Raw genomic sequence first — 17,067 nt, forward strand, 5'->3', positions numbered from 1 at the left:
GCTCCGCCCTGACGCCCGCCGCCGCGGCCCGTGCCTCCAGTGCAGCCGTTGACACCCCGTGCGCCGCCGGGAGTTCACGTACCCGCCATGCGCGGGTGCCGCTCGCGTCCGCCGCGGCGAGGAAGCTTTCGGCCGCGAGGAGCATGCAGCGGGGGCCGTCCTCGGCCGGGACGCGCAGCGTCGCGTCGCCCGCCGTCACGCGGACCCGCGTGCCGCCCGGTTCTGCGAGCAACATCACATCCGCGGCGAGTTCGGCCATGTCCCCGCGGCCGTCGTCCAGGGAAAACAGGAAGCGCCCCGAGAGCTCCGGTGTGAGATCGCTCGCGCACAGCAGCGCGTCCAGTTCCCCGACCAGTGGCCGCACATCGGCGAATCCGTGTTCGTCGAGCCCCGACAGCGGCGAGGCGACGATGTTGCGGACGCGTTCGTGGCGGGGCGACGGCAGCAGCCCCGCCGCTTCCAGGAGCACCGCCAACTCCCCGCCGCAGCCTGCTTCCAGGCCCCGCAGTTGGAGGTTGCCGCGCGAGGTGATGTCCAGCGCCCCGTCGCCCAGCCGCTCGGCCGCGCCCGCCAGCGCATACGTCTGCGCGGCGGTCAGGATGCCCGCCGGCACGCGGACGCGGGCCAGCGCGCCGTCGTCCGCCGAGTGCAGACGCAGCGCGCCGGGGCAGGCATCACCGCGGTCCCGAACGGGAGTTACGGGAACTTCATCCCTGTTCGGGCGGTTCGAGGGGGCCGGAGGCATGGCGGCGAGCATACCGACCATCACACAAGCCCCCTGCTCCGAGCGCCCTATCCGGACCGGAGCGACCCCTACTATGCTGCTCGGCGGGCCAAACGGCCCGCCACCGCCGAAGACGGCGTCAGGGGAGGAAGCCCGGTGAGAATCCGGCGCGGTCCCGCCACTGTGAGCCAGGCGGCTGTGCATCACGCGCACGCCGCCGGGTGAGCCAGGAACTCCCGCCGTCTTCCACCGCCCGGGGCGCGGAAACCCCGAGGAAGAGGCCAGACGCCGCATGATCCTGCTCCTGTCGACGTCCGACACCGACCTGCTGAGCGCACGTGCCGCGGCCGGCCCGGTCGCGTACCGCTACGCGAACCCCACCCGCCTCGCGCTCGACGAACTGCCCGCGCTGCTCGAGGGCACGGACCTCGTCGTCGTACGCCTCCTCGGCGGCCTGCGCGCCTGGCAGGAGGGCCTCGACCTGCTGCTCGCCCAGGACCGCCCCGTCGTCGTCCTCACCGGCGAACAGGCGCCCGACGCCCAGCTGATGGAGGCCTCCACGGTCCCCATCGGGATCGCCGCGGAGTCCCACGCCTACCTCGCGCACGGCGGCCCGGCGAACCTGGAGCAACTGGCCCGCTTCCTGTCCGACACGGTGCTGCTCACCGGCCACGGCTTCGAGCCGCCGGCCGCCGCCCCCACCTGGGGCCGTCTGCAGCGCACCCCCCGCGTCACGGACGCCGGCGGTCCGCTGATCGCGGTGCTCTACTACCGTGCCCACCACATGAGCGGCAACACCGCCTTCGTGGACGCCCTCTGCGGCGCCATCGAGGACGCGGGCGGGCGGGCGCTGCCCCTGTACGTGGCATCTCTGCGCGCCCCCGAGCCCGAGCTGCTCGAGCAAGTGCGCGCGGCCGACGCGCTGGTGACCACCGTCCTCGCCGCGGGCGGCACCCGCCCGGCCGAGGCCTCGGCCGGCGGCGACGACGAGTCGTGGGACGCGGGTGCCCTGGCGGCCCTCGACGTACCGATCCTGCAGGCGCTGTGCCTGACCGGTTCGCGCACGGCGTGGGAGGAGAACGACGAGGGCCTGTCCCCGCTGGACGCGGCGAGCCAGGTCGCCGTCCCCGAGTTCGACGGCCGGCTCATCACCGTCCCGTTCTCCTTCAAGGAGATCGACGAGGACGGGCTGCCGGCGTACGTCGCCGACGAGGAGCGCGCCGCCCGCGTCGCCGGGATCGCCGTGCGCCACGCGCGTCTGCGCCACATCCCGAACTCCGAGAAGCGGCTCGCGCTCGTCCTGTCCGCGTATCCGACCAAGCACTCCCGCATCGGCAACGCGGTCGGCCTGGACACCCCCGCGTCGGCCGTCTCCCTGCTGCGCCGACTTCGCGAGGAGGGCTACGACTTCGGTGACGAGGACGTTCCCGGTCTTGCATCCGGCGACGGCGACGAACTGATCTACGCGCTCATCGAGGCGGGCGGCCACGACCAGGAGTGGCTGACCGAGGAGCAGCTGGCCCGCAACCCGGTCCGTATCCCGGCGGCGGACTACAAGCGGTGGTACGCGACCCTGCCGGCCGAGCTGCGGTCCTCGGTCGAGGAGCACTGGGGTCCGGCGCCCGGCGAGATGTTCCTGGACCGTTCCCGCAACCCCGAGGGCGACATCGTGCTCGCCGCGCTGCGCCGGGGGAATCTGCTGATCCTCATCCAGCCTCCGCGCGGCTTCGGCGAGAACCCCATCGCGATCTACCACGATCCCGATCTGCCGCCCAGTCACCACTACTTGGCCGCCTACCGCTGGATCGCCGCCTCCGCGGACGACGGCGGTTTCGGGGCGGACGCGATGATCCACCTCGGCAAGCACGGCAACCTCGAGTGGCTGCCGGGCAAGAACGCGGGCCTGTCCGCCGCCTGCGGCCCCGACGCCGCCCTCGGCGACCTGCCGCTCGTCTACCCCTTCCTGGTCAACGACCCCGGCGAGGGCACCCAGGCCAAGCGCCGTGTGCACGCGACGCTCGTCGACCACCTGGTGCCGCCGATGGCGCGGGCCGAGTCGTATGGCGACATCGCACGCCTGGAGCAGCTGCTCGACGAGTACGCCCAGATCTCGTCCATGGACCCGTCGAAGCTGCCGGCGATCCGCGCCCAGATCTGGACTCTGATCCAGGCCGCGAAGCTCGACCACGACCTCGGCCTGGCCGACCGTCCCGACGACGACGGCTTCGACGACTTCCTGCTGCACGTGGACGGCTGGCTGTGCGAGGTGAAGGACGCCCAGATCCGCGACGGCCTCCATGTCCTGGGCGGTGCCCCGACCGGCCCGGAGCGGGTCAACCTGGTCCTGTCCATCCTCCGCGCCCGCCAGATCTGGGGCGGCTCCCAAGCCCTGCCGGGCCTGCGCGAGGCGCTCGGCCTGGACGAGTCCGCGGCGACCCGCACCACCGCCGACGAGGCCGAGGCCGCGGCCCGCGCGCTCGTCGAGGCGATGGAGGCGGCCGGCTGGGACCCCGCCGCGGTTCCGTCGGACCAGGGCGAGCAGGTCGCGGCCATCCTGCGTTTCGCCGCGCTCGAGGTCGTCCCGCGCCTGGCCCGCACCACCGACGAGATCGACCACGCGGTGCACGCCCTGAACGGCGGCTTCGTCCCGGCCGGCCCGTCCGGCTCCCCGCTGCGCGGCCTGGTCAACGTGCTGCCGACCGGCCGCAACTTCTACTCGGTCGACCCCAAGGCCGTCCCGTCCCGACTGGCCTGGGAGACGGGCCAGGCCCTCGCGGACTCGCTCCTGACCCGCTATCGCGACGACAACGGAGAGTGGCCCGCCTCCGTGGGCCTGTCCCTGTGGGGGACCAGCGCGATGCGCACGGCCGGCGACGACGTGGCGGAGGCCCTGGCCCTGCTCGGCATCCGCCCCGTCTGGGACGACGCCTCCCGCCGCGTGACCGGCCTCGAGCCGGTTCCGCAGGCGGAACTCGGCCGGCCCAGGATCGACGTGACGCTGCGCATCTCCGGCTTCTTCCGGGACGCCTTCCCGCACACGATCGGCCTGCTGGACGACGCGGTGCGCCTCGCCGCGTCCCTCGACGAGCCGGCCGACGTGAACTTCGTGCGCGCGCACGCCCAGGCCGACCTGGCGGAACACGGCGACGAGCGCCGGGCGACGACCCGTATCTTCGGCTCTCGCCCGGGTACGTACGGCGCGGGCCTGCTCCAGCTGATCGACTCCCGCGACTGGCGCACGGACGCCGACCTGGCCGAGGTCTACACGGTGTGGGGCGGCTACGCCTATGGCCGGGGGCTCGAGGGCCGCCCGGCCCGTGCCGAGATGGAGACCGCGTACAGGCGGATCACGGTCGCCGCGAAGAACACGGACACCCGCGAACACGACATCGCCGACTCGGACGACTACTTCCAGTACCACGGCGGCATGGTCGCCACGGTCCGCGCCCTGCGCGGGACGGCCCCCGAGGCGTACATCGGCGACTCCACCCGCCCGGAGACGGTCCGCACCCGCACCCTCGTCGAGGAGACCTCCCGCGTCTTCCGCGCCCGCGTGGTCAACCCGCGCTGGATCGAGGCGATGCGCCGCCACGGCTACAAGGGCGCCTTCGAACTGGCCGCCACCGTCGACTACCTCTTCGGCTACGACGCGACGACGGGCGTGGTCGCCGACTGGATGTACGACAAGCTCACGGAGACGTACGTCCTCGACCCGGAGAACCGCGCCTTCCTCCAGCAGGCCAACCCGTGGGCCCTCCACGGCATCGCCGAACGCCTCCTGGAGGCGGAGTCCCGCGGTATGTGGGAGAAGCCGGACCCGGCGGTGCTGGAGCAGCTGCGGCAGGTCTTCCTGGAGACGGAAGGCAACCTCGAGGACGACGAGGCGTAGCGGACGGCTGTGCCGCCGCCCCTCAGCGGGCGGCGGCGCGGTCGGGCCGCTGCGAGGCCCACACCAGACCGGGCACCGCCAGCATGAGTGCCATGCCCGCGTAGCGGACGTATCCCTGTGCTTCGGCGCCGGAGACCAGGACCGCCCCGGCGATCTGCATCACGAGCACCGCGGCGATGACCAGCTGCGCGTAGCCGAAGAGCCGGGGCCTGACGATGTACTTCCGCTGCGTGGGCAGCATCCACCCACTGCGGACGGCGGCGATCCCGCTCACGGCGACGAGCGCGGCGAGCACGCCGACCAGGACTCCCACGATCAGGTTCATCGATCCACCCTTGTGCTGTCCGGCCCCGCGGGCCGAGGTCAGCAGATGATCCCACAGCGCTGCCGGGTGTCCAGGGCTCGGAGAATTCCGGGACGGCCGCCCCGCGCCACGGCCCGGGCTGCCGGGCGGGGACCCGTGCGGAGGTCGGTTCGCGACGGGTTTGCGACCGGTTTGCGGGCCGGGCCGGCGAGGGCGGACAAACTCCGGTGCGCGGCCTGCGAGTTGTGCCGTCCTGGCACGGGCCTCCCGGGGCCGATTGGTCTAGGTTGGGAAGTCGTTCGAGGAATCGTTCGTGCCCAGGAGGCCCTCTCGTGTCAGAACACGACCCCCAGCTCGCCGCCGCCGACATACGTGCCCGGATCGACACGAGCAAGCCGCACTCCGCCCGGTTCTGGAACTACTTCGTGGGCGGCAAGGACAACTACGAGATCGACCGCCAGACCGGGGACCACATCAAGGCGATCTTCCCCGGCCTCGTCGACGTGGCGCGCACCAGCCGCCACTTCCTCGGCCGCGCCGTCCGGCACCTCGTGGGCGAGCAGGGCATCCGGCAGTTCCTCGACATCGGCACCGGCCTGCCCACCGCCGACAACACCCACGAGGTCGCGCAGCGGGTCGCACCGGACGCCAAGATCGTGTACGTCGACAGCGATCCCCTGGTACTGGCCCACGCCCGTGCCCTGCTCACGAGCACGCCCGAGGGGAGGACGGCGTACCTGGACGCCGACCTGTACGCACCGGACGAGATCCTGAAGGCCGCGGCAGGCACGCTGGACCTCTCCCGGCCCGTCGCGCTGATGATCCTCAACACGCTTGGTCACGTGGGCGATTACGAGCAGGCCCGCGGTCTGGTCGCGCAGCTCATGGCGGGTCTGCCGTCCGGCAGTTACCTGGTGATCAGCGACAGCACCTCCACCAGCGCGGGCATGATCGCGGCCTCGGACGCGTACAACGCCAGCGGAGCGGTCCCGTACTACGTGCGCAGCGTCGACGAGATCGCCGGGTTCTTCGACGGCCTGGAGCTGGCGGACCCGGGAGTCGTCCAGGTCACGCAGTGGCGCCCGGAGGCCGACAGCGGCGAGGCGGTGGCGGTGGACGCCTACTGCGGCGTGGGACGCAAGCCGTAGCCGGTACGCGACACCTCGGCGGCGCCCCGCGCGGGGCGCCGCTGTGCCGCACCCCGGCCGGCCCGGTCTCGCCCCCCGGTCGCCGGTCGCCGGTCGCGAAAGCCGATCGGAAACCTGCCTGCGCGCCGCCCGGAAAGCCCCCGTGACGGGCCTGGGCGGCCAACTGAGCGATACCGCACACCCCGCCGGGGGTGACGCCCTTCCCTCCGCGGCCCAAGCGTCCCAAACGCCCGCCCCCGACCTCCCAACGCCCGCTCTGAGCTGGGCATTTACCGTGTTCACCCGTACCGTTTCCCTTACCTGAAGGGGGGCCGGATGGACCGGAACATACGCACGGTCGAGGACGTACTGAAGCTCATGGACGACTTGTTCGCACCCGAGGCTGATCGCTGGACGAGTGCCGGGGCGACGTGGTGGGACGGCTTCTACGCCGACCGCACGAAGCCCGTGCCGTTCTTCGTGGCCAAGCCGGACGAGAGTCTCGCCTCGTACGCCGGCCGCGGCCTGATCACACGCGGCCGAGCCCTCGACCTGGGATGCGGTCCGGGCCGCAACGCACTCCATCTGGCGTCGCTCGGCTTCCAGGTGGACGCCGTCGACCTCTCACCGGCGGCGATCGGCTGGGCCGAGGAACGCGCACGTGAGGCCGGAGCCGACATCCGGTTCCACTGCGGCGACGCCTTCGCCCTCACGACGACGGAGCTCGCCGGCCCGTACGACCTGATCCACGACTCCGGCTGCTTCCACCACCTGCCGCCCCACCGCCGTGTCAGCTATCTCGCCCTCCTCGAGCGGACCCTCGCCCCCGGCGGCCACCTCGCTCTCACGTGCTTCGCGGCCGGAGGAATGGGTTCGGAGCTCGCCGACGGGGACTTCTACCGCGAGGCCGGCCTCAAGGGCGGCCTGGCCTACACGCCGGAGTCCTTGCGCTGGATCTTCTCCGACCTGACGGAGGTGGAACTGCGCCGCATGCACGACGAGCCACCCGAGTCCCCGTACTTCGGTGAGCCCTTCCTCTGGACGGCCCTGTTCCGCCGCGACGCCCCGGCTCCGGCGGCGGTAGCCGGGTAGCGACTCCGCCCGAGCCCTGGGCGCCGCCTTCCCGGGCGACGTTCAGGGTTTCCGGAGAAGCGCCTAGTCAACTTTGACTAGAGTGGAGGCCATGACAGAGAAGACCATCCCCCTGCTCCCCTGCCCCGAGATCCAGCCGGTCGTCGACTTCTACACCGCGCTGGGCTTCGAGACGACCTTCTTCCAGAAGAGCCCCTATCCGTACGCCGCGGTCGGGCGAGGCTCAGTCGAGCTGCAGTTCGCCGGCATGAAGGGGTACGACCCGGCGCAGTCCTACTCCGGCTGCTACATCGTCACGCACGACGTGGACGGCCTGTATGCGACGTTCCGCGCCGGCCTCAAGGCCGCGTACGGGAAGGTCCCCTCCCGGGGACTGCCCCGCATAGGGCCGTTGAAGGACATGTCGTACGGGATGCGGCAGTTCCTGATGACCGACCCGGGCGGCAACAGCATCCGCATCGGCCAGAAGATCAGCGAGGACCAGAGCCTCCGGCGGGCACCGGAGGGCACGTTCGCGCGGGCGCTGCACATGGCCGATCTTTTCGTCGATTCCAAGCAGGACCTGCCGGGCGCCGCGAAGATCGTCGACCGCGTACTGAGGCTCGAGGACGAGCACCCCACTCCTCCGGAGCTTGTGCGCCTGCTGGTGCTGCGCGCGGACATCGCACAGCGACTCGGCGACGACGAATCGGCCGCGAAGCTGCTCACGAAGGCCGCAGGGCTCTCCCTGACCGAGGACGAGCGGGAATCGGCCCGCGACGCCCTGGCGCGCCTCGCCGAACTACGCCCCTGATCGCCCGACGACACCGGCCCCGGCCCCGGCCGCGTTCCCCCGACCGGCCGCGCAGCGGATGCCCCGGCCGGGGGAACGCGGCAGGGTGGCCTTCGCCAGGACCTTCCGGCCCAGACGAGGAGCGCCCATGTCCGTGACCCGCCACCGGCGTCCCGCCATCGCTGCCGGGGCCGCGCTCCTCGCCGTGGCCGCCGCGGGCTGCTCCGGCCTCGGCCGCACCGCCGTCGGCACGCTCACGTACGAGGGCGGCCACGCGCACCACACGACGGTGACGAGCCCCCTTGTGACGGGGTGCCACCGCTTCGGGGGTGACGGAGCCGTCGCGATCGAGAACAACACCGAAGTGGACGTCAACGTCTATCCGACGGACGACTGCTCGGGCAAGGACTCGATCTACGTGCCGTCGACGTTGTCGGACGTCGTGGCGCCGGGCGCGGGCCCGTGGCGGAGCTACAGCTTCGTCCACTGAGCGCGCCGGCAGGCCCGCCTCAAGTCCGGCTGTCCGGTGGGGAGATGACGATCGCCGCCCTATACTCCCTGTGCCGTACCGGTGGGCCGGGCAACGGAGACACGGGGGAAAGCATGGCGGAGGTTGCGGACACATCGCTGGCGGCGGGCGTCCTGGCCGTGGTCGGACCGGCGCTGGCGCTGCGAGGGGCGACGTTGCCGCTGCTGACGCGTGCTCAGCGAGGCGTTCGGGAACAGGCGTTGGCGAACCCGACTGCACAGCCCCGGACGGTGCCGGGTGCGGTCGTGGGAGAGCTGGCCCTGGGAGTGGCCGTCGGCATCGGACTGTTGCTCCTGCTGGCCCTGGACTTCTTCTCCGGCCACTTCTCCCTGCGGCGCCCGGTCGTCCTGACCCACGGGGCCGTCCTCTCCGATGTCTACGGTTATGCCCAGGCGATGGGGTGGGCCGTGTACGTCGTCACCGTCGGCCTGACGGCGGTGGCGTGGCCGCTGATGTGGTTCCGGACGCAGCGCACCCTGCTCACCAGCGGCGTGCCCGCGGGATCGTCGTGGACCTCGTCGGGCCCGGGGCGGTTCCGGCTGGGAAGCATGGTGGCCCTACGGGGCGCACTGGGACTGTTCCTGCCGACGGGTCTGGCCCTGGCGGCCCTCGCGTGCCAGGTCGTCGCGTACCTGGCGAGCCGGAAGTACGAGTACGAGGCCACGGCTCTGGCGGGCGTCGCCGCGGAGGGTGCTGCTCCGGCCCCCGCCGGGCAAGCCGTCGCCGACGCCCCGACGGTGGGGCCCGGGCCCGGGGCTCCCGCCGCGCACCTCGGGGCGCCCGCCCGGCCTCATCAGCCGGCGCGGCCCGCCTCGTACGTGCCGACGACGTCCGACGCCGGCGCCATGCCGCACATCCCCCATCAGCGACTCCGTACGGGCGAGCCGCGGACGATCGGCGAGTACCAGCTGCTCGGCCGCATCGGCGCCGGCGGTATGGGCACGGTCTACCTCGCCCGGCGCGAGGGAGCGGCAACACAGGTCGCGCTGAAGACCATCAACCCCGAACTGCTGGACAACACCGATCTGTTGCGCCGATTCCAGCGCGAGTCCGAGGTGCTGTCGATGGTCCCCGGCGCCTACACGGCCCGGGTCCTCGACTCCGGCATCGACGCCGGACGGCCCTATCTGGCCATGGAGTTGCTCGACGGACGACCCCTTGACGCACACCTGGCGGAGCAGGGGCCGATCCGCGCGCCGGAGGCGCTGCGAGCGCTGGCGCTCGCGCTGGCCGTCGCACTGTCCGGAGTCCACCGGCTCGGGCTGGTCCACCGCGACCTCAAGCCCGCCAACATCATGCTGACCACGGCCGGCCCGCGCCTGCTCGACTTCGGCATCGCCGACCTGGTCGACGGCACCCGGCTCACCCGCACCGGCGCGGGACCGGGGACCCTGACGTACATGGCGCCGGAGCAGTTCGGCGAGGAGCGTGTCGGTCCTGCCGCTGATGTATGGGCATGGGCCTGCTGCGTGGTCTGTGCGGCGCACGGCACCAGCCCGTTCGCGGCGACCAGTACGGGCGCGGTGATCCGCAGGATCGTGGACGGCGGCCCCGATCCGGCCGCGCTGGCGGCGGTGCACGCCCTCGACCCGGGGCTCGCGGCCGCCGTCGGACGGGCACTGACCGTCGACCCGGCGGGCCGCCCGGCGGACGGCGCGGGCCTGGTGGACCTGCTCACCTCGCATGGGGGCCCGGACCACGAGCCGACGCAGGTGGACGACGTCCGCGAGGAGATCACCCGAGGCTGGCGCACCCTGACCCTCTGACTGCCGCTGACTGCCGCGCCCCGGACCGGGCTCCTTCAGGCGCCCGCCGCGCGGCGGCCCATGACGGGCTCGGCCAGCAGGCGGGCCATCCCGCAGAGGGTCTGGCCGTGCCGGGCGAAGAGTTCGTCGCGCGAGTCGAAGTATCCCAGGTCTGCCAGAACATGGGCCGAAAGGTCGCACGCCGCGTCGGCGGCCGAGCAGACCGCGGCCCCGTCCCAGTCGATCGCCGTCCGCGCCAACGCCTCGAACAGCGTCTCCGGGCCGGAGTTGGTGAAGCCGCCGCCGGTATCGCCGCTCAACTCTTCGAGGGTGCCGAAGAGTTCGGAAGCCGTCAGCCAGCGTCCTGCCGTGCGGCCGTTCTGCTGCCGTTCCACGATCCGGAACTCGGGCCACGCCAGTAGCACCTGATCCGGAACCACTTTGCGCAACCGGGGGAAGCGCGGATACCAGAACGCTCCGTCCACCAGCAGGCCGCGCACGCGGGTGGCCACCCCGGTCGCCCGCGCGACGGCCTCCAGGACGGCCAGCCGCTGACTGCACGAGCCGACGCCGCGGCGAACTACTTCCGACACGGGACGCTCGTCCTGCACCGAGTACACCGGCCGCACAGCGGCGGTGATCAACCCGTGGGCGCGACGCAGGGCCGCCACCTGCTGAGCGGGGCCCGGATCAGACGTAGCGCCGACGTCGCGGACAAGCGCGGCAACCCGCGGATGCTGCCAGTCGAGGATGCGTGTCGGCGTCGTGCCACCCGCCGCCGTGTCCCCGCGGGCCGCCAACGTTCCCCCGACGAACGTGCTCACGCGGGCACGGCCTCGTGGCCTGAGAAGCGAACTGGTCATGGACGGTGTCCTTCCGGCCGGCCCATCGGCACCCCGGCCGGCGACCATATCGTCGCAGAGTTTTTGAACGCGCTCAACTTTTTCTCGACCGACCGGCCCCACCCTCCTCCACCCTCAGGACGCTGCACCCTCGACAGCCCCCAAGGCCACTCCCCACGGAAAGCCACCCGGCCGGCCCCCGTCGCCCGGCCCGCTCGGAACATGGCCCTCGTCGCCGTGCAGCACGGTCACGCCGGAAGCCCGCAGCGTCTCCACGGACCGCTGGAACTGGGGGTGCTCCGCATACGCCGCGTTCACGCACGGCATCGTCACCGTCGGGATGCGCTTGCCGATCGCCTCGGCGGCGACGCCCACGACGAAGGACGACGTCAGGCCCAGAGCCCATGAGTTGATGCTGTTGAACGTGGCGGGAGCGAACAGAATGGCGTCGGCGGGCGGCCACACACCCGGGTCGCCCGGCCGCTCGTACTCCCAGAGAACGGGGTGGCCCGTGAGCACCGCCAGCCCGTCGAGACCGGCCTCCAGCCAGCGCGCCGCCGCGGGGGTCAGGCCGAGGCATACGTCCCATCCTCCGGCCTGCGCGTGCTCGATCACCTGAGCGACGTCGAACACGGGCGGCGCGGCGGAACTGAACAGGTACAGAGTCCTCGTCATGGGCTTCATCCGATCACAGGCGACTGCCCCCGGAAGAGGTCGGACCCCGTACGCCCCCATGATCACTTCACCATCTTCACCTGCTGAGCCACGTTTCGCCCGCCCGGGCCGCACCCGGCCTGGAGCCCGATCGCCGCGGCACACACAGGGCGGACGACCGGCTCTCCGAGCGATGAGCTATGGGTGAGCGCAAGGGCCGCCGGATGTCCTCGCCGTGGACGACCGTGGCACGGCGGTCGAACCGGCCTGGAAGTGAGCGGACCGTTGGCGGAGCGGAGCGGAGCAGCAAGGCACACGCCCGTACGCCGTTGATGCGCCCGCTTCGGTGGGCATGAAAGGGGAAAGGGAGGCGGTCTTCTCGTGCCTCCGAGGTCCACAAGGTCCTTCAGGGAGGGAACCCATGGCCGAATCCCCCGTGCTCGAACCAGTCTCCGAGCGGCCCGTCGACCTGGCGCGGCTGCCGGAACTCGTAGTGATCGGCGCTTGCGGCTGCGGCTCGGGCTGCGGTTGCGGATGCCAGTCCGGAGCCCCGTGCCAGTGCGGCGGCTGCTGCGGCTGAGCCCCGAGTGCCGGGCACCGCCTCCGTCGGCGGCGCCCGGCACGGGCGTTCGCCTCGAGGTCCCGCCACCCCACCGTGATCCGATCGTGGAACCCGGTCTGCCGCACGCGATGGCGGAGGTGCGAGACCAGTGATCACGTCGGCAAGGTATCTTCACTCTCGCGGCGCGTCGAGCGTCTCTCCGCGCCGCGTCAGGGGAGGAAAAACATGCGCATATCCCTGCTTCGGCGTGTGGCCGCTGTGGCCACGACACTGGGGCTCACCTCGCTCGGGCTTCTGGCCGCGGGCGCGGCGCCCGCGCAGGCCGCGATCAGCGACTGCCCGGCGGGCTACTTCTGTGCCTGGAAGAGCGACAACGGCACAGGCACCATGTTCAAGACGAACGCGGACAAGGCGACGCTCGGGACCTGGGACAACACGTTCCAGTCCGCCGTGAACCACACGTCCAGGTTCGCCTGCCTGTACGACGAGCCGAACTACGACAAGGACGGCGGCGTCTCCGTGTGGGCCCCCGATCCCGCCGGGACCGAGTGGGGCCACGAGCACCGCTCCGCCAGCTCCGTGAGGTTCGTCGCCACCGAGCGGGAGTGCATTCTCCCGGCCTACCCGGAGTGGTACGCGACGACCGCGCCCCAGGCGGCGGGCTTCGGTGACCTGAATGCCGACCGCCGGGCCGACGTCCTCGTCCGGGACAAGGCGGGCCGTCTGTGGTTCCTGCGCGGCGACGGTACCGGGCAGCTGGTCGGCAAGAGCGGCTGGAACGCCATGAACGCCCTTGTCCGGCACGGCGACTTCAGCGGTGACGGCCGCGAGGACGTGATCGCCCGCGAGGCGTCGACCGGGAAGCTCTGGCTGTACCCCGGCGCCGGCAACGGCAGCCTCGGTGCGCGCAAGCTCATCGGCAACAGCGGCTGGAACGCCATGAGCCGACTTGTCGCCTACGGAGACCTCTCCGGCGACGGCCGCTCGGACCTGCTGGCCGTCGAGAAGGCCACGGGCAAGCTGTGGCTGTACCCCGGCGCCGGCACCGGCGCGCTCGGTGCGCGCAAGCTCATCGGCGCCAGCGGCTGGACCGGCATGAGCGCCATGGTCGGGGCGGGCGACATGAACAGCGACGGCAAGACGGACCTGATCGCCCGCAAGGCCTCCACCGGAGAGCTGTTCCTGTACCCGGGCAAGGCCGGAGCCCTCGGGTCCCGTGTGCTGATCGGCAACGGTGGTTGGAACGTCATGGACACGTTCCTCGGCCTGGGCGATGTCACCGGCGACGGCCATGGTGACCTCGTCACCGCCACCAAGAGCAGCTACATCGGCGAAGCGTGCCGGGGTGTCGGCTGCCAGCTCGTGTACCCGGGCCGCGGCACCGGTGCACTGGACTCGCGCGTGGAGACCGGCACCGACTGGTGGGCCCTGAACGGCGCCTTCTGATCCAGGAACGGCACCTCCTGATCCAGACTGGAGCCGCCTGACGCAGCGAAAGGGCCTCCGCTTCCGAGCGGAGGCCCTTTTGTCATCCGCGGCGCCGGTCCGCAGCGGGCGGGTGTTCACCCGGACACGGAGCGGGCAGCCGCGCCGGAACAACCGTCAGCGCCTTCCCGCATGAGCTCACCGGTCGGGGAAGGTGAGCCGAAGTACGATCTCGCCGTCGTCGATGTCCCCGGTAGGTTCGAACCCGAACTCCCGGTAGAAAGGGCCCGGTTCGCCGTCGCCTGGCTCGTAGCTGGTCAGCAGCTCGGTGGCGCCGTCCGCCCGAACCGCGGCGGCGATCAGCGTGAGCGCCTCTCGGCCGATCCCTCGCCGCTGGTACCGCTTGTCGACGAGGAGGCGCCAGAGGAAGTGCCGCCCCTGGTAAGGACCAGCCGGCGGTTTCCACGACAGCATCACGAAGCCGACCGGCTCGTCGCCGCGGTACACGGCGCGGTACCAGGGATTGGCCTCCGGCGTCTTCGCCGCCTCCTTGAGCGACTTGGACACGGAGGCGACGAACTGCTTCTGGTCCCGTCGGACGCGAAGGGCACGAACGGCATCCCGGTTGTCGTCGGTGATCTCCCGTAGGTGCACGCCTGGAGACCCCATGCCACCCCTTCCTGCATCCGGCAACCGCGCCCTCCGGGCCGACGCGTGGAGCCGCCACCAGACGGCATTCCCTGGTGCGTACGCGTCATCAAGGACGCCCGGCCGGACGTCTTCGCAGGGTATTCCACACAGACCATGTGGATCGGGACAGGCACGCCGGTCTGCAGACTTACGGTAATAGCTCGATTCCCACCCCCGCGCCTGCCGAATTGCTGCTGAGACCGGCTCAATGAGTGTCTGTCTCAGATCGGACCGGCGTGCTGCGGCAACGTTCCGAACCAGCCCTGTATCCCTTGGACGTTACGTAGGGCGATGGAAGGCTGGAGACGATGGTCGGGCGACGGGAATTCCTCATGGCAGGTGCCATGGGGGGTGCGGCCATGCTTTCCACGGGATGTTCCGGGAGCACAGGCGCATCGTCTACGGGTCACGGGACAGGGACGGGTCACGGTCACGGTCACGGGACAGGGTCTGCCGACACCCCGCAGACCCCTCCGCTGAAGAAGTACGTCGATCCGCTGCCGGTGCCGGTGACGGCCATCGCGGATTCTTCCGTCTATCCGGGAGCCGACTACTACGAGATCACGATGCGGCAGGGCTCGTGGCGCTTCCACCGGGATCTCGGGCCGGCAAAGGTGTGGGGCTACTGGGCCACGAACCCGCGCGATCCCGCCAAGACGATCGGCATGGGCTATCTGGGGCCGACCATCAGCGTGACCAAGGACCATCCGACGGTCGTCAAGTGGCGCAACGATCTCCCGACCACCCACCTGTTCCAGTTCGTGATCGACCTCATTCGCAGCGGGGACCCCCAACTCACCCCGAAGCCTCCCCCTCCCTACAAGTCCCAACTGCCTTTCCCCCGGAATGTCAGCGTGTGGAATGTCGTGCACCAGCACGGCGGTTTCACAGCACCACAGTCGGACGGCATGCCGCTGCATTCGTTCAGCCCGGACGGCATTCACGCCGAGTCCTACACCACCCTCGACCCGAGCCGGGTCAAACCCAACGAAGCGATCTGCGCCTACACCAACCGTGAGCTTCCGTCCATGCTCTGGTACCACGATCACGGCATGGGGATGACCAGCCTCAACGTCTATGCGGGTCTTGCCGGTCTCTACCTCGTTCGTGACCCCGCCGACGAGCGGCTCGGGCTACCGCAAGGCGAATTCGAGGTCCCCCTCGTCCTGCAGGACCGGACCTTCCGCAAGGACGGCTCGCTCGCCTACACCATGACCGAGAGGGAAGGCGAGGACACCCCGGTCGTCAACGGGAAGGCATACCCCTTCCTCGCCGTCGAGCCGCGACGCTACCGGCTGCGCATTCTCAACGCTTCCAACGAACGTTTCTGGCGGCTGAGGTTCGACGTTCCCAGGGACGTACTTCCTCAGCCCACCCTGCCGTTCTGGCTGATCGGCACCGACGGCGGTTTCCGTGCTCCGTTGCGCATGCTGAACTTCCTGATCGGGCCGGCCGAGAGGTACGACCTGGTCGTCGACTTCAGCCAGATGCCCATGGACACGAAAGTCACGTTGACCAACTACAACGCGCCGGTCCACTACCCCGGCGGCGGCGGACCCGAAATCTCGGAAATCATGCAGTTCCAGGTCACCAAACGATTGTCCGGAGGCGCGGACAAGACGACGCCGCCCGAAAAGCTCAAGCTGCCGGCTGTCGCACCCATCGAGCCGAAAAAGAACACCCGTCGGCGGGAATGGGTTCTGTACCAGCACGAGCTCTTCGGCACCATGACGTTCAACGCGGTGCCCTTCATGGAGCCGTCCGAGGACTTCATCAAGGCGGGCTCGACCGAGATCTGGGAGTACATCAATCCCAACCACGACGCCCACCCGATGCACGTCCACCTCGTCAACTTCCAGGTGTTGAACAGGCAGCCGATCGACGCAGCCGGCTACCAGGCGCAATACGAAAAGTGGATCGACGGTGGCCGCAGATCGGAGGACCGGCCGGTGTTGGCGAACTACTTCACCGGCCCACCGATTCCCCCGGACCCGGACGAAGCACTGTCCTACAAGGACACGGTCAAGTCCTATCCGGAGACGGTGACCAGAATCATCATCAAGGAATTCACCCCGCCGACGGACAGGATCGCGTCGATTCCGGGAAGCGGCACCGAGTTCCCGGCGACGTACGTCCACCACTGCCACATCCTCGAGCACGAAGACGACGACCTGATGCGCCCGTGGACCATCGTCGGCCCCGGCGGCGACGACGGCAGCGACGGCAGTGACGGCAGTGACCGCGGTGGCGGCCACGGCCACTGACGGGATCGACCGACCCGCGAGTGCCGGCCCGCGCCCAAAGGGCCCGGCCGGCACTGACGCCGTGCTCCGCCCCTCCCGGATCAGCGCGGGGCTGTCAGCTCATGGACCGGCTGCTCAAGAGGTGGCCGGCCGTGAGTGACCTCCCCCCATCGATGTCAGCAGTGGATGTCAAAGCCCCCAGTCATGATCGGCTGGGGGTAAGCCTGCCGGAACCACGGCGAGCTCCGGCTGACCATGGTTGACCGCCCGGAGATACTCCTTCGGAGCCCCGGCCCGGGCCCGGGCCCGGCAGAGCTTAGCGGCCGGTCTTCGTTCCGATGTTCAAGCCCGACTTCGCCCCGCCGACCAAACGATGATGCCGTTGGTTAATCCGGGGCCTGACCCTTCGCTCCGCCATAGATGGCGGAGCGAAGGGCTGCGAAGTGGCTGGTCCGGGTGCGGGCTCGTG

General features: G+C 70.8%; 12 protein-coding genes, 1 pseudogene and 1 riboswitch. Of the genes and pseudogenes, 8 read left to right on the forward strand and 5 right to left on the reverse strand.

Features of this window, described 5'->3' with window-relative positions:
- Positions 1–745, reverse strand: a pseudogene (locus tag ABZ070_RS25735) (cobalamin biosynthesis protein CobG); the annotation flags it as partial.
- 124 nt (positions 746–869) lie between these two features.
- Positions 870–960: riboswitch (cobalamin riboswitch) on the forward strand.
- Between the two features lie 56 nt (positions 961–1,016).
- Between ABZ070_RS25735 and cobN the strand changes: the two are divergent.
- On the forward strand, positions 1,017–4,613 hold the full coding sequence (gene cobN / locus ABZ070_RS25740; protein WP_356637699.1) for a cobaltochelatase subunit CobN: 3,597 nt from the start codon (positions 1,017–1,019) through the stop codon (positions 4,611–4,613).
- A 22-nt stretch (positions 4,614–4,635) separates the two neighbouring features.
- Here the strand turns inward: cobN and ABZ070_RS25745 are convergent, their stop codons facing one another.
- The gene (locus ABZ070_RS25745) at positions 4,636–4,938 is read right to left on the reverse strand and encodes a hypothetical protein (protein WP_356637700.1); all 303 of its coding nucleotides are present in this window, start codon (positions 4,936–4,938) and stop codon (positions 4,636–4,638) included.
- Between the two features lie 311 nt (positions 4,939–5,249).
- On the opposite strand from ABZ070_RS25745, the gene ABZ070_RS25750 reads away from it, so the two are divergent.
- From ABZ070_RS25750 to ABZ070_RS25770, 5 genes are all read left to right on the forward strand, one after another.
- Complete coding sequence (locus ABZ070_RS25750) at positions 5,250–6,065, forward strand: SAM-dependent methyltransferase (protein ID WP_356637701.1); 816 nt, start codon at positions 5,250–5,252, stop codon at positions 6,063–6,065.
- Positions 6,066–6,380: 315 nt separating this feature from the next.
- On the forward strand, positions 6,381–7,136 hold the full coding sequence (locus ABZ070_RS25755) for a class I SAM-dependent methyltransferase (protein WP_356637702.1): 756 nt from the start codon (positions 6,381–6,383) through the stop codon (positions 7,134–7,136).
- A 91-nt stretch (positions 7,137–7,227) separates the two neighbouring features.
- Complete coding sequence (locus ABZ070_RS25760) at positions 7,228–7,929, forward strand: VOC family protein (RefSeq protein WP_356637703.1); 702 nt, start codon at positions 7,228–7,230, stop codon at positions 7,927–7,929.
- A gap of 127 nt (positions 7,930–8,056) precedes the next feature.
- A complete protein-coding gene (locus ABZ070_RS25765; RefSeq protein WP_356637704.1) occupies positions 8,057–8,398 on the forward strand; it encodes a hypothetical protein in 342 nt (113 codons plus the stop codon).
- A 113-nt stretch (positions 8,399–8,511) separates the two neighbouring features.
- Positions 8,512–10,203 (forward strand): serine/threonine-protein kinase, encoded by a 1,692-nt coding sequence (locus ABZ070_RS25770; protein ID WP_356637705.1) that lies wholly within the window; start codon positions 8,512–8,514, stop codon positions 10,201–10,203.
- A 35-nt stretch (positions 10,204–10,238) separates the two neighbouring features.
- Here the strand turns inward: ABZ070_RS25770 and ABZ070_RS25775 are convergent, their stop codons facing one another.
- Positions 10,239–11,045 (reverse strand): transglutaminase domain-containing protein, encoded by an 807-nt coding sequence (locus tag ABZ070_RS25775; protein WP_356637710.1) that lies wholly within the window; start codon positions 11,043–11,045, stop codon positions 10,239–10,241.
- A gap of 114 nt (positions 11,046–11,159) precedes the next feature.
- Positions 11,160–11,699, reverse strand: coding sequence for a flavoprotein (locus tag ABZ070_RS25780; RefSeq protein WP_356637706.1), 540 nt, complete (start codon positions 11,697–11,699; stop codon positions 11,160–11,162).
- A 766-nt stretch (positions 11,700–12,465) separates the two neighbouring features.
- On the opposite strand from ABZ070_RS25780, the gene ABZ070_RS25785 reads away from it, so the two are divergent.
- A complete protein-coding gene (locus ABZ070_RS25785) occupies positions 12,466–13,686 on the forward strand; it encodes an FG-GAP-like repeat-containing protein (RefSeq protein ID WP_356637707.1) in 1,221 nt (406 codons plus the stop codon).
- A 177-nt stretch (positions 13,687–13,863) separates the two neighbouring features.
- Here ABZ070_RS25785 and ABZ070_RS25790 read toward each other — a convergent pair whose 3' ends face one another.
- Positions 13,864–14,334: a GNAT family N-acetyltransferase gene (locus ABZ070_RS25790; protein ID WP_356637708.1), complete on the reverse strand. Its 471-nt coding sequence runs from the start codon at positions 14,332–14,334 to the stop codon at positions 13,864–13,866.
- 530 nt (positions 14,335–14,864) lie between these two features.
- Between ABZ070_RS25790 and ABZ070_RS25795 the strand changes: the two genes are divergently transcribed.
- On the forward strand, positions 14,865–16,619 hold the full coding sequence (locus tag ABZ070_RS25795) for a multicopper oxidase domain-containing protein (protein WP_356637709.1): 1,755 nt from the start codon (positions 14,865–14,867) through the stop codon (positions 16,617–16,619).
- The last annotated feature ends 448 nt before the right edge of the window (positions 16,620–17,067 follow it).

Origin of the sequence: Streptomyces sp. NPDC006283, from assembly GCF_040613325.1 — a bacterium.
Taxonomy (GTDB): Bacteria; Actinomycetota; Actinomycetes; order Streptomycetales; family Streptomycetaceae; genus Streptomyces.

What these genes read in the sequence shown, in the direction of transcription:
- ABZ070_RS25765 (WP_356637704.1), top strand. Translation starts at nt 8,057, where the DNA reads ATGTCCGTGACCCGCCACCGGCGTCCCGCCATCGCTGCCGGGGCCGCG.
- ABZ070_RS25780 (WP_356637706.1), bottom strand. Translation starts at nt 11,699, where the DNA reads ATGACGAGGACTCTGTACCTGTTCAGTTCCGCCGCGCCGCCCGTGTTC.
- ABZ070_RS25775 (WP_356637710.1), bottom strand. Translation starts at nt 11,045, where the DNA reads ATGACCAGTTCGCTTCTCAGGCCACGAGGCCGTGCCCGCGTGAGCACG.
- ABZ070_RS25745 (WP_356637700.1), bottom strand. Translation starts at nt 4,938, where the DNA reads ATGAACCTGATCGTGGGAGTCCTGGTCGGCGTGCTCGCCGCGCTCGTC.
- cobN (WP_356637699.1), top strand. Translation starts at nt 1,017, where the DNA reads ATGATCCTGCTCCTGTCGACGTCCGACACCGACCTGCTGAGCGCACGT.
- ABZ070_RS25755 (WP_356637702.1), top strand. Translation starts at nt 6,381, where the DNA reads ATGGACCGGAACATACGCACGGTCGAGGACGTACTGAAGCTCATGGAC.
- ABZ070_RS25770 (WP_356637705.1), top strand. Translation starts at nt 8,512, where the DNA reads ATGGCGGAGGTTGCGGACACATCGCTGGCGGCGGGCGTCCTGGCCGTG.
- ABZ070_RS25785 (WP_356637707.1), top strand. Translation starts at nt 12,466, where the DNA reads ATGCGCATATCCCTGCTTCGGCGTGTGGCCGCTGTGGCCACGACACTG.
- ABZ070_RS25790 (WP_356637708.1), bottom strand. Translation starts at nt 14,334, where the DNA reads ATGGGGTCTCCAGGCGTGCACCTACGGGAGATCACCGACGACAACCGG.
- ABZ070_RS25760 (WP_356637703.1), top strand. Translation starts at nt 7,228, where the DNA reads ATGACAGAGAAGACCATCCCCCTGCTCCCCTGCCCCGAGATCCAGCCG.